This is a genomic window from Vibrio sp. UCD-FRSSP16_30 (assembly GCF_001676025.1).
Lineage (GTDB): Bacteria > Pseudomonadota > Gammaproteobacteria > Enterobacterales > Vibrionaceae > Vibrio.
Genome location: NZ_LZFW01000035.1, coordinates 93,453 through 107,007 on the forward strand (window position 1 = coordinate 93,453; position 13,555 = coordinate 107,007).

The window sequence follows — 13,555 nt, forward strand, 5'->3', positions numbered from 1 at the left end:
TAAAATACCAAGCTAATTAAGCAGCAATTATCAGTAACGCACTAACAGAAGCAACTCCGACAGATAACCATTTGGAACGGAAAAAATAGCCGACTACACAACCAAGAGTCATCAACATTAAGGCACTGATAAACATACCAGAGGCAAATAAAGACACATTACCTGTCGCTTCGACTCCGTGTGCATATCCGTGGAAAAATAACATTCCTATTGATGCAGACACTGCTATAGCAACGCGTGCTGTTAATGGTGAGAATACGTGCCACAAAGAAATGCTTACTATAAGAAGAGAAGCAATAATGGCTGGTTCAACAATCATAGAAAAACCTATGATTTCACCAACAAAAAGGCCGCTAACTAAGGAGATCATACCTGCGATAATCAAGCCTGATTTTTTACGATTAGCCACTGCCGTACAGCCAACCAGTAAGCCAAAGGCAAATAGCATAATGAGATGGTCCATTCCGGTTATCGGATGGGTAATCCCCGCAGAAAAAGAATGGTGGTCATGACCTGGATGAGCCAAAGCCAATGTTGGTGTGATGAGCAAAGCCAGAAGGGCTATAAATTTTGTTTTCATTATCTCGTTCCTTGTTTAATTACTTATCCAATCAATCTAATTAGTGATGGTGGTGACCACCAGAACGGCCTCCGTAAGCACCACCTTCTGGTTCAAATGGTTTAATTTCAGAGGTCACTTGTGCTCCTAAACCTTCAACCATCTCATCTAATACATGATCATGCTGATAGCGAACCCAACCAGCTTCAACCTGCAATGGAACATGACGATTTCCAAGATGATAAGCGACTCGCGTCAATAAATGAGCATTATCGCAATACACTGTTGATACTTGCTCTGGTGCAGCTTTAACTTCAACCACCAAACCACATTGGCTACTTAATCTCTCTCCACCACGCAAAATATGACCACGAGGAAGAAATAACCCTGCATCACGCCCATCATCTAATGTGACCTTAAGTCTGCTCTTAATACGACTATCGATTGGTAAACTCAAAAAACCACTCGCTGTCTTAGCACCATTGGTGCAAATTTCAGTAAATTCAATCATGTAAAATGCTGTATTCCTATATCACTAATATGAAATGTATTATCAAAATAAAAAGTAACGCTGTGCCATTGGCAGTACCTCAGCAGGTTCACATACCAATAACTCGCCATCGGCTCTAACCTGATAAGTTTGAGAGTCCACTTCAATTTTTGGCATCCAATCATTGAGCTTCATATCTGATTTACTAATGTCTCGGCAATGACTAACCTCTCCAATCAAACTTTGTAGACCCAATTGTTCGGCAACTCCGTCCTGATTTGCTTGTTGCGACATAAATAGCATTGACGTGTTTTGGCAGGCTTTTCCATAACTACCAAACATTGAACGATAGTGCACTGGTTGGGGTGTTGGTATAGACGCATTGGGATCACCCATTGGAGCCATAGCAATCATCCCGCCTTTAAGTATCACACTTGGCTTCACCCCAAAAAAGCCAGGCTTCCACAGTACTAAATCCGCTAACTTACCTGGCTCAACAGAACCTATTTCATGAGACATTCCGTGGGTGATTGCAGGATTAATCGTATATTTTGCTACATAGCGTTTTAAACGAAAATTATCACTGTAGCTTGAGTCCTCAGCTAAACTGCCACGCTGTACTTTCATTTTGTGCGCAGTTTGCCAAGTTCGCGTAATCACCTCACCAACACGCCCCATGGCTTGAGAGTCTGAAGCTATCATCGAAAACGCTCCGAGATCGTGCAAAATATCTTCAGCCGCGATTGTCTCTCGGCGAATACGTGATTCCGCAAATGCAACGTCTTCTGCAATAGAAGGGGATAAGTGATGACAGACCATTAGCATATCGAGGTGCTCATCAACGGTATTAATCGTATAAGGACGTGTTGGATTAGTAGAAGAAGGTAAAACATTAGCTTCACCAGCTGCTTTAATAATATCTGGCGCATGACCACCGCCAGCACCCTCAGTATGATAGGTATGAATAACACGACCACCAATCGCACCTAATGTGGATTCAACAAAGCCAGACTCATTGAGCGTATCGGTATGAATGGCAACTTGCACATCCATCTCATCTGCAACAGATAAGCAGGTATCAATAGATGCAGGGGTTGTCCCCCAATCCTCATGAAGCTTTAGTCCTACGGCACCTGCTGCAACCTGCTCTCTCAATGCCTCAGGCTGGCTTGCATTACCCTTGCCTAACAAGCCAAAGTTCATTGGAAACTGATCTAACGACTCCAGCATACGGTGCATATTCCAAGGTCCAGGAGTACATGTTGTCGCATTTGTCCCTGTGTTTGGACCGGTTCCACCACCGATCATTGTGGTTACGCCGGAAGCTAGTGCTTCTTCAATTTGCTGCGGACAAATAAAGTGTATATGTGAATCAATGCCACCAGCTGTTAATATATTACCCTCCCCCGCAAGTACCTCTGTACCAGGGCCAATGACAATATCTACACCCGGCTGTACGTCTGGATTCCCTGCCTTACCTAATGCTTGAATTCGCCCATTTTTTATTGCAACATCGGCTTTAATAATGCCCCAGTAATCGAGAACGACGGCATTAGTAATAACAAGGTCTGGCGTTTCTATACTCGGTCGTTGGCTTTGTCCCATACCGTCACGGATAACTTTACCACCGCCAAACTTCACTTCATCGCCATACACCGTCAAATCTTTTTCTACTTCTAACCATAATTCGGTATCAGCTAAACGCACACGATCGCCAACTGTTGGACCAAACATTTCGGCATAAGCCTGTCTGGATATTGTCGCCATTTCCAATCCCTTGCTAATGTTTGTTAAATATCAATAACTTGCCGCTTGAAAAAATGTCACATTAAGCGCTAGAGTTTTCCCATTACCTTTCCTTGAAAACCATATACTTCAAGCTTTCCTGCATAACGTACTAATTCAACAGTTCTTCGCTGACCTGGTTCAAATCGAGTTGCAGTACCTGCTGGGATATTAAGACGAAAGCCTTTTGTTTTTTCTCGGTCAAAAGCTAAAGCATTATTTGCTTCAAAAAAATGATAATGAGAGCCAATTTGAATAGGACGATCACCTAGATTTTCAACCTTAACAGTCGCGGTTTCTCGCCCCTGATTAAGTGTAATAGTCCCCTCGGCTGTCTCGATAACACCAGGAATTAAGCCGCTACGCCCCTTGTTGCTATATGCCATAACCAATCCTTAAACAATGGGTTCGTGAACGGTGACTAATTTCGTACCATCTGGAAACGTAGCTTCAACTTGTACATCCGGAATCATTGAGGGAATACCTTCCATGACATCATCAACACTCAATAAAGTTCGCCCAAAATCCATTAATTGAGCCACTGTTTTTCCTTCACGAGCCCCTTCCAGAATGGCACAACTAATAAATGCAATCGACTCAGGATAATTGAGTTTCAAACCTTTGGCTTTACGTTGTTGAGCCAACATTCCAGCACAAAATATTAGTAATTTATCTTTCTCTCTTGGTGATAATTCCATATTACAACTCGCATTTATGAATCAATTATGTTGCCCATATTCTTGGTAGATCTGGTGACACTCCAGTTAACTGCTGTCGAGTTAACTGCCACACCTCACTTAGGGCTCCAATCAGGTCTTCACTCCAAAAGCCTAAAGCTCTTACAATTAACAAGTGCTCGAGTTGAGTAACGCCAACCACTAATTTTGGCTTTCCAGACAGTTGTTGTGCTTCTTCTGCTCTAATAGATAGCAAGTTCTGTACCAACTCAACAAGTTGAATATCATCAGACTTCACATAAAGTGTCGCTATAAGCGGATATGAGATCATCCCCTTATTTATCATTAACTTATCACCACCATAAAAATTAAGGCCTTCAGTGAGCACTCTTTTCTTATTGATGAATATTTCTGTTTTACCAACAAGGTGACCATGACCAAATACCTCATTTAGTGCAGGACGACCAAAACAGTGCATTTCCCAGCCCCAAAACTGTGCATTAGAATCTAGGTATACTTGTGTATCGAGACGGGAATGAGCATAAGGAAAGAAAATATTCTCTTGTGGAAACCACTCTAAACGAGCGCCAGATTTCACGGTGAGCTTTTGAGTCTGATGAGCATATTTTTGATTAGATCGATAAAACTTAGTTGCTCCAGGTGTAGTAATAAAAGCTTGCGCATCAGGCTCCAAAGTAACATCTATATTTAATGAGTCGCCACCGACCACACCACCAGGAGGATGCAATAAGTAAGTATGACAAGTAGAACCATCAGGATATAACGGACGCTGAATAGCGAGTGGACCTCGTTGAAAACGATGCTTTAAGACAGTTTTATCACCACGCTGAGTAAAGACTAAACCCAGTTCAGCCTTCCAACCGTCATGCAAATCTTGTTGGATAGCCGTTTCTATCGAATGATTAAAGACATTATATTCATCACTTTTAAATAGCAGACTCATACCGTTAGATACTCCTTTATAAGCTTGTCATCTAAAGTATCCATATCTCCTTCTGCAACCTGTCGACCTCGGTCAAGAATACAAAACCGATCCCCTACTTTGCGTGCAAACGGAAGTTTCTGCTCAACTAATAAAACCGTTAATCCCATCTTCTCATTAAGCATGCGAATAATGTCACCAATCTCTTGCACTATATTTGGTTGAATCCCTTCTGTCGGCTCATCAAGAATAAGTAATTTAGGACTTACAACAAGAGCTCGACCTATCGCTAACTGCTGCTGCTGTCCTCCTGATAAATCTCCGCCTCGTCGATGTAGCATCTCTTTAAGAACAGGAAAAAGATCAAAGATAAACTCAGGAATTTCACGATCACCTTTATCTCGGATAGGTAACCCAACTTCTAAGTTTTCTTGAACTGTCAGCATGGGGAAAATTTGACGCCCTTGAGGTACATAACCAATACCATGCCTTGGACGATCTTCGGCATCTAATTGTAATAACGACAAATCACTCATAGTTATGTCGCCACTTTTTACTTTAACTTGCCCCATAATGCATTGCAGTAATGTCGTTTTTCCTACACCGTTTCGCCCCATCAGAACAGTACACTTTCCTTCAGGAACAACCATGTCTAGGTCCCACAGCGTATGGCTCTCACCATAAAACTGATTTAGTGATTGAATTGATAGCATCTTATTCTCCGAGGTAAACTTGTTTAACTTCTGGGTGGGCTTGAACTTGATCCATTGAACCCTCCGCCAATACATGCCCTTGATGTAATACAGTCACATGACTAGCTATTGAGCGAACAAAATCCATATCATGCTCCACCACAACAACTGAGTGTTTCCCTGCAAGTGAATTAAGCAGTTCAGAAGTACGATCCATCTCTTGATGCGTCATTCCCGCAACAGGTTCATCAACAAGCAATAGTTTAGGGTTTTGCATAAGTAGCATACCAATCTCTAGCCACTGCTTTTGGCCATGAGAAAGGTTACCTGCACTATTCTTTGCCTCATCTTTAAGGTGAATCAGCTCCATAACTGATTCTAATTTATCAATTTGTTCACCACTCATTTTGGCCGTAAATGTCCCCCAAACGGAACGAACACCTGACATGGAGAGCTCTAGGTTTTGCCATACACTCAAACATTCGATTACCGTTGGTTTTTGAAACTTTCGTCCCACCCCAGCATTAGCAATTTGTGCCTCATTCATCTTGAGTAAATTGATATTAGAACCAAGCCAAACCTCTCCGGTATCAGGTTTAGTTTTTCCAGTAATGATGTCCATCATCGTTGTTTTGCCTGCACCATTAGGTCCGATAATGCAACGTAGCTCCCCCTCACGAATATAAAGATTGAGATCGTTAATTGCTTTAAAGCCATCAAAGCTCTTATTTACGCCTTCTACATAAAGTAATACGTTATGTCGTGTATCGATCGCGGGGTGAACTTCAGGCTTTAGAAATGAAAATACTTCATCTCGGCGAGTTATCGTCTGATAGCTATCTTTAAGTTGTTGAACTGAATTCAGTACGCTCATACTGTCACCTTCTTAGCTACGTCATCATTACTGTGTACAGATTTCGTTTTATTGACCTTACTATGTAAGGTCTTACTTCGGTCACTGATAAAACCAATGACACCTTTTGGAAAGTACATAGTTGATAAGACAAATAGCCCACCTAGTGCAAATAACCACACTTCAGGAAACTCAACCGTAAACCAACTTTTTGCATAGTTAATAATTAATGCCCCAACAATGGCACCAAACAATGTTGCTCGACCTCCCAACGCAACCCAAACAACAATTTCAATTGAGTTTAGTGGTGCAAATTCACCTGGATTTATAATGCCAACTTGTGGCACGTATAAAGCACCTGCAACTCCGGCAATAATGGCTGATAACACAAAGATCCATAATTTAATGCCATCAACGTCATACCCCATAAATCGTGTACGAGATTCTGTATCACGAATAGCCATTGCCACTCGACCTAAACGGCTAGTGACAACCATTCGACATACAATGTAGCTAATCATCAATGCAATACCGGTACTCATAAATAGCACTAATTTCGTCATATCACTTTGTAAACTAAATCCTAAAATATCCTTAAAATCGGTTAGACCATTGTTACCACCAAAACCCATCTCATTTCGGAAAAATGCAAGCATTAGCGCATAGGTCAAAGCTTGAGTCATTATTGATAAATAAACGCCAGATACACGGGAGCGGAAGGCCAGATAACCAAACACATAAGCCAATATCGCAGGGATCAAAACAACCATGGCGCACGCAACCCAAAAATGGTCAAAACCTAACCAGAACCAAGGCAATTCTTGCCAATTAAGAAATACCATGAAGTCAGGAAGGATGGGGTCGCCATATACACCGCGATCGCCTATTTGACGCATTAAGTACATACCCATCGCATAGCCACCAATAGCAAAGAAAGCACCATGACCTAAGCTTAATATTCCGAGGTAGCCCCATACTAAATCCAAAGCCAGAGCAAGCATGGCGTAACTTAAATACTTACCCATTAATGAAACCGTAAAAGTTTCAACGTGCAGAGGATGTCCGCTTGGTAGTAATAGGTTTGCTAGCGGAACAAAGATAACAGCAGCAAAAATCGCTAGCAGTGTTAACTGTCCACCTCTATCCCCTTGAATTGAAGAAAGAACAAAAGATTTCGAACGCATACTGGTCTCCTTAGCTCTCAGCCGCACGACCACGTTGAGGGAACAACCCTCTCGGACGCTTTTGAATAAATAAAATAATGAAAACTAGAACTAAAATTTTGGCCAATACTGCACCAGCCCAAGGTTCAAGCACTTTATTAAATAGCCCTAAACTTAGACCCGCGACCAAGGTTCCCCATAAATTACCTACACCACCAAATACAACCACCATGAATGAATCAATAATGTAAGCCTGACCCATATTAGGGCCTACGTTGGTGAGTTGAGAAAGAGCCACACCAGCAATGCCTGCCACTCCCGAACCTAAACCAAAGGTCAAAGCATCAACACGCTCTGAGCGAATCCCCATTGCTCGAGCCATACCTCTATTTTGTGAAACAGCTCGAACTTGCAAGCCCAATGGTGTTTTCTTCAAAACCATTAATAATCCCCAAAATACCAGTCCACAAAATAAAACAATGTATAAACGGTTATAGGTAAGAGAGAGCATTGGGTTTATTTCTAGTGCGCCAGACATCCACTCAGGAGTACTAACGGAGCGATTAAGTGGGGAAAAGATAGAACGAACAGCTTGCTGTAAAATTAGGCTGATACCAAAAGTCGCCAATAATGTTTCTAATGGGCGACCATAAAGATGGCGAATAACACTTCTTTCAATCACAATTCCGACCAAACCAGCAACAATAAATGCTGCAGGGATTGAAACTAGCAAGGCTACTCCGATATGGTTTGGCATTAATTGTTGAATAACATACGCCGTATAGGCACCAATCATAATTAACTCGCCATGAGCCATATTGATGACTCCCATTACTCCAAAAGTAATCGCAAGACCAATACCAGCAAGAACTAAAACTGAGCCCATACTCAAACCAAAGAAAGCGGTTTCAAGACCAGAATAAAGGGATTGTGATTGCTGATATTGAGTTAAAGAAAGGTTTGCAGCCTTTAGGATGGCAGGGTCTTCAGTTTCAGATAAAACGTGATTCAGTGTTTCGGCAACTATAGGTAGCTTATACTGTGCAACTGTTTCTATAGCTAAAATTCGTTCATCCTTCGAGCCAGTTATGTCTTGAGATAAGTGAATAGCCATAGACAGCTTAATCATCTCAATAACACGCTTATCTTCCTCAATACTAAGTCGTTCAGAAATAGTGCTGAGTAGCTCCTTATCATCTGTACCTAGAAGCTCCATTATTGCGTTATAACGTATATGACTATCGGAACTATTAATCCCTAATACTGCAAGTTGTAAGCGAATTTCTTTTCTTAGACGATTGTTTACTCGAACTTTTTTTAATTGACGACTATTTTCAATCGCAACTATTTGTTCGCTCCAAGCTGAAGTAGCTTCTGTTGCTGTTTTTACATTTGTGGTGATATAGAGTGATTGTTGATTGGAGCTTAATGATGGGTTCAAGTAATACAGATTACCTGCAAGCCAAGCATTAAGTACTGTTTGCGCGATTTCTGCTTGTTGATTATTTACAAGCCATGCAATAGCCTGTTGTTTCTGCGCATTTTTCTTACCAATTAATGCTTTTTCAAAGCTAGACAAATCTGTAATTGCTGCCCAACTAATATTCATTGAAACCAGTAACAATGCTACTACTCTCAATATGATCCATACATTTCTCATGACCTACGTCCTTGATCAACCGAGCCTTTTATTGGAATTAGATAGACTTGGGAGATGCCTGTTTTTTGCTCGGATACAACGAAAAGGTGCTCTAGATCTAGAGCACCTGACACGGTAAATTAATTGCTACCGGCACACTTCTTAGTTTCAATATTGAATGCACCACATGAGAAAGGTTTAGACCAGCTAGAGAATAATTTGGCTGATTCTGGTAAATAATCTGACCATGCATCTCCCGCAACTAAGCCCGTTGTTTCCCATACAACATCAAATTGACCATCATCTTGAATTTCACCAATCAACACAGGTTTAGTTATATGGTGATTAGGCATCATGGTTGAATAACCACCTGTTAGATTTGGGACAGAAACACCAATCAAAGCATCTTGAACCGCTTCAGCATCAGTGGTGCCTGCATTAGTTACTGCTTGAACCCACATATTAAATCCAATGTAATGTGCTTCCATTGGATCGTTAGTCACTCTAGATTCATTCTTTATAAACTTATGCCAAGCTTCAATGAATTCACTATTTTCAGTAGTATCGACACTCATGAAATAGTTCCAAGCAGCCAAGTGACCAACTAAAGGTTTTGTATCCATACCAGATAATTCTTCCTCACCAACAGAGAAAGCAATAACTGGAATATCTTCAGAAGAAACGCCTTGTGCACCTAATTCTTTATAGAAAGGGACGTTTGCATCTCCGTTAATGGTAGAAACAACCGCAGTTTGTTTACCTTCTGAACCAAACTTTTTAATATCAGACACAATTGACTGCCAATCAGAATGACCAAATGGTGTGTAGTTAATCATGATATCTTCAGCTGCAACGCCTTTGCTGTGCAGATAAGACTCTAGAATTTTATTCGTTGTACGTGGATAAACATAATCCGTACCGGCAAGAACCCAACGCTCTACTTCAAGCTCATCCATCAAATAATCTACAGCAGGAATTGCCTGCTGGTTTGGCGCTGCACCTGTGTAAAATACGTTTTTAGAAGACTCTTCACCTTCATATTGCACTGGATAAAATAAAATACTATTCAGCTCTTCAAACACCGGTAGCATTGATTTTCGTGATACAGATGTCCAACCACCAAAAACAACATCAACTTTCTCTTTCTCAATCAGTTCACGTGCTTTCTCTGCAAATAACGGCCAATTTGATGCAGGATCGACAACAACAGCTTCTAATTTTTTACCTAATAACCCACCTTTTTTGTTCTGCTCATCAACTAACATTAAAACAGTATCTTTTAATGTGGTTTCACTAATTGCCATCGTTCCAGATAAGGAATGCAAAACACCAACTTTAATCGTATCTTCTTCTGCAAAAGCAGCACCGGTAGAAAGTGCTAGGGTGCTACATAGCGTAGCGAGTGTTAAATTGAACTTCTTGTTCATTATGTGAACTCCATTTATGCATTATTATTCATATCAAATAAAGCAAAAAGAGTGCCAAAGTGTAAAAGGTCAAAAAGCTCATTTTTAACCCTTATTTTTCAAGCGGTTAATTAAGTAACTCTTCTTATGCACATATATACCAATGCATCACATTAGTGCGACAGTCCTCATATTGACCCAAGATGAGGATTATTTTACTAATGCACGAGTAATATATTCAAATTGGTGCATGATCTTTATCTAGCCCTCATAAAACAGGCTTAGATGCTCTGCAAATACAGTAAACATCAATTCTTTGTACGCCTTGTTTTCTAAGTAGTAGGCAGATTTCAGAGACAGTGCTTCCGGTGGTCACCACGTCATCGAGTAAGGCTATGTGAGGTTGGTTTTTAATTTTCTCTTTCATTTTAGAGGATAACTGGAAAGCACTTTTTAGGTTCATTAAACGCTGGCGACGATTAAGACCCATTTGGTTTCGTGTCATTTTGGTGCGTTTGACTGCATTTGGTAGGTATTGTATTGCGGGTTGCAGTGGGGACTTAGCAGCAAGCTGCTGCGTAAGGTAACGAGCAAGGTAATCACTTTGATTAAAGCCTCGTTGCAGTTGTCTGCGCCAATGCAGCGGTATTGACAATAAAATAGGCGCTGGTGATGTGATGTCTCGGCTAAGTAATGTAGCCAACTCTCGTGCATGCCATACCTGACGGTGATACTTAAGCCCTTGCACATATTTTGATAAGGGCGCTTGATAGTCTCCAACACAAAAAAGCTTATCCCAAGCTGGCGGATTAGAGATACAAATACCACAGCGCGCCATAGGGGTTGGCGTAGTAATTCCACACATTTCACAGCGCGATACTGCGTCAAATAGCTGATAGCATTCATGGCACCACTTATGTTTTTCATGCTGCGAATTGCCCTTATTTGGTAAAGGCTGATGGCATTCATAGCAATTTGATCCCAGTAGCTCAAATGCAATGCACGACAGTTTGTTAGTGAGACGCACTAGATATTGAGTTAATTGTCGATTTCCAATAATCTTCCCTTATCGTCAACAGGTTCTAACATTACTTTTAGCTTACTTTCTATCGATAAGGGGTTTAAAAGGGTATGAAATATAGGTGAAATGGATGAGTTTAAGCACAAAGCTACATTGGGATATTTACGGTAAAGGTGAAAACCTAATACTTATCCATGGTTGGGGAATGAATGGCGCTGTGTGGCAGCAAGTTGTTGAGGAGCTTAGCCAGTATTTTTGTGTTCATGTTGTTGATCTTCCAGGGTATGGTCACAGCCATCAAGTGCAAAGCCACTCTCTTGCTGAAATTGCGACCGCAGTATTAGAAGATGCACCTGAAAAAGCGATCTGGCTTGGCTGGTCTTTAGGTGGATTAGTTGCAACTCATGTGGCGCTACATCACCCTGAGCGAGTTTTAAAACTAATTACCCTAGCAAGCTCACCAAGATTCTCAGCCGAAGGACGTTTATGGCGCGGTATTGATCCAAAAGTACTCAATGACTTTACTCATCAGCTAACTAATGACTTTCAAGGCACTATAGAGCGTTTTATGGCTCTGCAGGCAATGGGTAGCCCTTCCGCAAGGCAAGACGTTAAACAACTTAAAAGTGTTGTCCTATCCCGTCCTATGCCGAATCCAAAGGCGCTTCATTTAGGATTAGAACTACTGGCAACAATAGATTATCGTCAGCAGCTCAATGAGATTACCGTGCCTATACATCGCTTGTATGGACGATTAGATGGGTTAGTGCCGGTCAAGGTCGCGGCAGTTTTAGATAAGCAGCTTCAAGCACAATCGCATATATTTAAGGCCTCCTCTCACGCACCATTTATGAGTGAAAAACAGGCCTTTTGCGAATTAATACAACAGCTGTAACAATACTAATCTTGGGTGAGTATTTCATTCCAAGGAAGCTTGCGATCGCCAATAACAATAAAGTTAGGGTTCTCAAGCGTTTCACGTAAATTGTAAGAAAGAGGCGCGAGTTTAGTATCAAGAATGCTACCGCCCGCCTCTTCAACAATGCACTGTGTGGCGGCCGTATCCCACTCTCCTGTTGGTCCTAAACGCAGGTAACAGTCAGCGCTGCCTTCCGCAACCAAACAAGCTTTGAGTGCCGCAGAGCCTAAAGGAATCAGTTCATAATTCCAATTATTGCTCATTCGATCGGTGATACGGTTAATATCCTGACGGCGACTAATCGCGATGGCGACATTTTGCTTTGGTAGTTCATGGGTGTGTGTATTGATACGAATATGTTCATCCATATTCGGAATTTTCCACGCACCTTTGCCATGATATGCGTAATAAACCACACCTGAGACCGGAGCATAAACTACCCCCATCACTGGTTTATTGTTCTCAACCAGAGCAATAATCGTGGCAAAATCACCACTACGAGCAATAAATTCTTGGGTCCCATCAAGAGGATCCACCAGCCAATAACGCTCCCACTGCTCACGCTCAGCTAAGCTAACATCGGCATCTTCTTCAGATAACACGGGGATATTAGGAGTAAGTTCAGGCAAGCGCTCCATAATCAACTTATGCGCTGCTAAATCTGCACTAGTGACTGGCGTATCGTCCGATTTAATGAATTCTTCGTAATCACGCTTTTGATAGATATCGAGGATCAGTTGACCTGCTGAACGTGCAATTTCGATAACATTAGGCAATAAATGGGAAAGGTCTTGTCTCATTATTGTTCATCCTTTAACTGAGCAAAATGACGCTGTGCCAACATCAGAGCACTGATACTGCGAGCCTCACAAAAATCCATATGTGAAAGTAATTCATCAGCTTGAGCAAGTGGCCAACGCACTAAAGTTAATGGCTCAGGCTCATCCCCAATTAAGGTTTCTGGGTATAAGTCTGTAGCAACAAATAAGGTCATCTTGCTTGAAAAATAAGACGGAGCCAGAATCACCTGTTTTAAAGGCGTAAACTGCTTGGCACCGAAACCGATTTCTTCTTTCAGCTCTCGATTGGCAGCCTCAACCTCAGTCTCTCCAGCATCAATCAAACCCTTAGGGAAACCTAGCTCATAGCTTTCGGTACCAGCGGCGTATTCTCTAATCAGGAGCAAGTCTCCATCGGCAGTTAAAGGCACAATCATTACAGCATCGCGACCACTAGGACGCATTCGCTCATAGGTACGGCGCTCTCCATTAGAAAATTCTAGATCTAAAGCCTCAATGCTAAAGAGACGCGAGCGCGCAACTTCTGCTTTGTGTAAAATCTTTGGCTTTCTATTGCCTGCCATACTTGTTAGCCTCTTAAAAATTCACCAATACAAACATTACCTTAA

General features: G+C 41.5%; 15 protein-coding genes. 1 reads left to right on the forward strand and 14 read right to left on the reverse strand.

Features of this window, described 5'->3' with window-relative positions; all coding sequences use genetic code 11:
• Window positions 1-16: 16 nt before the first annotated feature.
• From A9260_RS11960 to A9260_RS12015, 12 genes are all read right to left on the reverse strand, one after another.
• Window positions 17-580, reverse strand: a complete 564-nt coding sequence (locus tag A9260_RS11960) for a HupE/UreJ family protein (protein WP_068699268.1) — start codon at window positions 578-580, stop codon at window positions 17-19.
• Window positions 581-620: 40 nt separating this feature from the next.
• A complete protein-coding gene (gene ureE, locus A9260_RS11965; RefSeq protein ID WP_068699270.1) occupies window positions 621-1,070 on the reverse strand; it encodes an urease accessory protein UreE in 450 nt (149 codons plus the stop codon).
• 42 nt (window positions 1,071-1,112) lie between these two features.
• Window positions 1,113-2,816 (reverse strand): urease subunit alpha, encoded by a 1,704-nt coding sequence (ureC, locus tag A9260_RS11970; RefSeq protein WP_068699272.1) that lies wholly within the window; start codon window positions 2,814-2,816, stop codon window positions 1,113-1,115.
• A gap of 68 nt (window positions 2,817-2,884) precedes the next feature.
• Window positions 2,885-3,220: an urease subunit beta gene (locus A9260_RS11975; RefSeq protein WP_068699274.1), complete on the reverse strand. Its 336-nt coding sequence runs from the start codon at window positions 3,218-3,220 to the stop codon at window positions 2,885-2,887.
• A 9-nt stretch (window positions 3,221-3,229) separates the two neighbouring features.
• Window positions 3,230-3,532: an urease subunit gamma gene (gene ureA / locus A9260_RS11980; RefSeq protein ID WP_068699276.1), complete on the reverse strand. Its 303-nt coding sequence runs from the start codon at window positions 3,530-3,532 to the stop codon at window positions 3,230-3,232.
• Between the two features lie 25 nt (window positions 3,533-3,557).
• Window positions 3,558-4,475, reverse strand: a complete 918-nt coding sequence (locus tag A9260_RS11985; protein ID WP_068699278.1) for an urease accessory protein UreD — start codon at window positions 4,473-4,475, stop codon at window positions 3,558-3,560.
• Complete coding sequence (gene urtE, locus A9260_RS11990; protein ID WP_068699280.1) at window positions 4,472-5,167, reverse strand: urea ABC transporter ATP-binding subunit UrtE; 696 nt, start codon at window positions 5,165-5,167, stop codon at window positions 4,472-4,474. The genes A9260_RS11985 and urtE overlap by 4 nt, the downstream gene beginning before the upstream one ends.
• A gap of 1 nt (window position 5,168) precedes the next feature.
• Window positions 5,169-6,020 carry an urea ABC transporter ATP-binding protein UrtD gene (gene urtD / locus A9260_RS11995; protein WP_068699282.1) on the reverse strand — a complete coding sequence of 284 codons (852 nt, stop codon included), beginning with the start codon at window positions 6,018-6,020 and terminating at the stop codon, window positions 5,169-5,171.
• Window positions 6,017-7,183 carry an urea ABC transporter permease subunit UrtC gene (gene urtC, locus A9260_RS12000; protein WP_068699284.1) on the reverse strand — a complete coding sequence of 389 codons (1,167 nt, stop codon included), beginning with the start codon at window positions 7,181-7,183 and terminating at the stop codon, window positions 6,017-6,019. Before urtC ends, urtD begins: the two co-directional genes overlap by 4 nt.
• Before the next feature lie 10 nt (window positions 7,184-7,193).
• On the reverse strand, window positions 7,194-8,822 hold the full coding sequence (gene urtB, locus A9260_RS12005) for an urea ABC transporter permease subunit UrtB (RefSeq protein WP_068699286.1): 1,629 nt from the start codon (window positions 8,820-8,822) through the stop codon (window positions 7,194-7,196).
• 119 nt (window positions 8,823-8,941) lie between these two features.
• A complete protein-coding gene (urtA, locus tag A9260_RS12010) occupies window positions 8,942-10,228 on the reverse strand; it encodes an urea ABC transporter substrate-binding protein (RefSeq protein WP_068699288.1) in 1,287 nt (428 codons plus the stop codon).
• A 247-nt stretch (window positions 10,229-10,475) separates the two neighbouring features.
• Window positions 10,476-11,072, reverse strand: coding sequence for a ComF family protein (locus tag A9260_RS12015; RefSeq protein ID WP_231892595.1), 597 nt, complete (start codon window positions 11,070-11,072; stop codon window positions 10,476-10,478).
• A 286-nt stretch (window positions 11,073-11,358) separates the two neighbouring features.
• Between A9260_RS12015 and bioH the strand changes: the two genes are divergently transcribed.
• Entirely contained in the window at window positions 11,359-12,123 is a 765-nt protein-coding gene (gene bioH, locus A9260_RS12020; protein WP_068699290.1) for a pimeloyl-ACP methyl ester esterase BioH, read from the forward strand.
• A 5-nt stretch (window positions 12,124-12,128) separates the two neighbouring features.
• On the opposite strand, the gene cysQ is transcribed toward bioH, so the two are convergent.
• Together cysQ and nudE are read right to left on the reverse strand one after the other, a co-directional pair.
• Entirely contained in the window at window positions 12,129-12,947 is an 819-nt protein-coding gene (gene cysQ / locus A9260_RS12025; protein WP_068699292.1) for a 3'(2'),5'-bisphosphate nucleotidase CysQ, read from the reverse strand.
• Window positions 12,947-13,510, reverse strand: coding sequence for an ADP compounds hydrolase NudE (gene nudE / locus A9260_RS12030; protein ID WP_068699294.1), 564 nt, complete (start codon window positions 13,508-13,510; stop codon window positions 12,947-12,949). Before nudE ends, cysQ begins: the two co-directional genes overlap by 1 nt.
• Window positions 13,511-13,555 lie beyond the last annotated feature (45 nt).

Excerpts from the sequence above, each read along its gene's own strand:
- A9260_RS11960 (WP_068699268.1), bottom strand. The coding sequence starts at position 580 with ATGAAAACAAAATTTATAGCCCTTCTGGCTTTGCTCATCACACCAACA.
- ureE (WP_068699270.1), bottom strand. The coding sequence starts at position 1,070 with ATGATTGAATTTACTGAAATTTGCACCAATGGTGCTAAGACAGCGAGT.
- ureC (WP_068699272.1), bottom strand. The coding sequence starts at position 2,816 with ATGGCGACAATATCCAGACAGGCTTATGCCGAAATGTTTGGTCCAACA.
- A9260_RS11975 (WP_068699274.1), bottom strand. The coding sequence starts at position 3,220 with ATGGCATATAGCAACAAGGGGCGTAGCGGCTTAATTCCTGGTGTTATC.
- ureA (WP_068699276.1), bottom strand. The coding sequence starts at position 3,532 with ATGGAATTATCACCAAGAGAGAAAGATAAATTACTAATATTTTGTGCT.
- A9260_RS11985 (WP_068699278.1), bottom strand. The coding sequence starts at position 4,475 with ATGAGTCTGCTATTTAAAAGTGATGAATATAATGTCTTTAATCATTCG.
- urtE (WP_068699280.1), bottom strand. The coding sequence starts at position 5,167 with ATGCTATCAATTCAATCACTAAATCAGTTTTATGGTGAGAGCCATACG.
- urtD (WP_068699282.1), bottom strand. The coding sequence starts at position 6,020 with ATGAGCGTACTGAATTCAGTTCAACAACTTAAAGATAGCTATCAGACG.
- urtC (WP_068699284.1), bottom strand. The coding sequence starts at position 7,183 with ATGCGTTCGAAATCTTTTGTTCTTTCTTCAATTCAAGGGGATAGAGGT.
- urtB (WP_068699286.1), bottom strand. The coding sequence starts at position 8,822 with ATGAGAAATGTATGGATCATATTGAGAGTAGTAGCATTGTTACTGGTT.
- urtA (WP_068699288.1), bottom strand. The coding sequence starts at position 10,228 with ATGAACAAGAAGTTCAATTTAACACTCGCTACGCTATGTAGCACCCTA.
- A9260_RS12015 (WP_231892595.1), bottom strand. The coding sequence starts at position 11,072 with ATGTGTGGAATTACTACGCCAACCCCTATGGCGCGCTGTGGTATTTGT.
- bioH (WP_068699290.1), top strand. The coding sequence starts at position 11,359 with ATGAGTTTAAGCACAAAGCTACATTGGGATATTTACGGTAAAGGTGAA.
- cysQ (WP_068699292.1), bottom strand. The coding sequence starts at position 12,947 with ATGAGACAAGACCTTTCCCATTTATTGCCTAATGTTATCGAAATTGCA.
- nudE (WP_068699294.1), bottom strand. The coding sequence starts at position 13,510 with ATGGCAGGCAATAGAAAGCCAAAGATTTTACACAAAGCAGAAGTTGCG.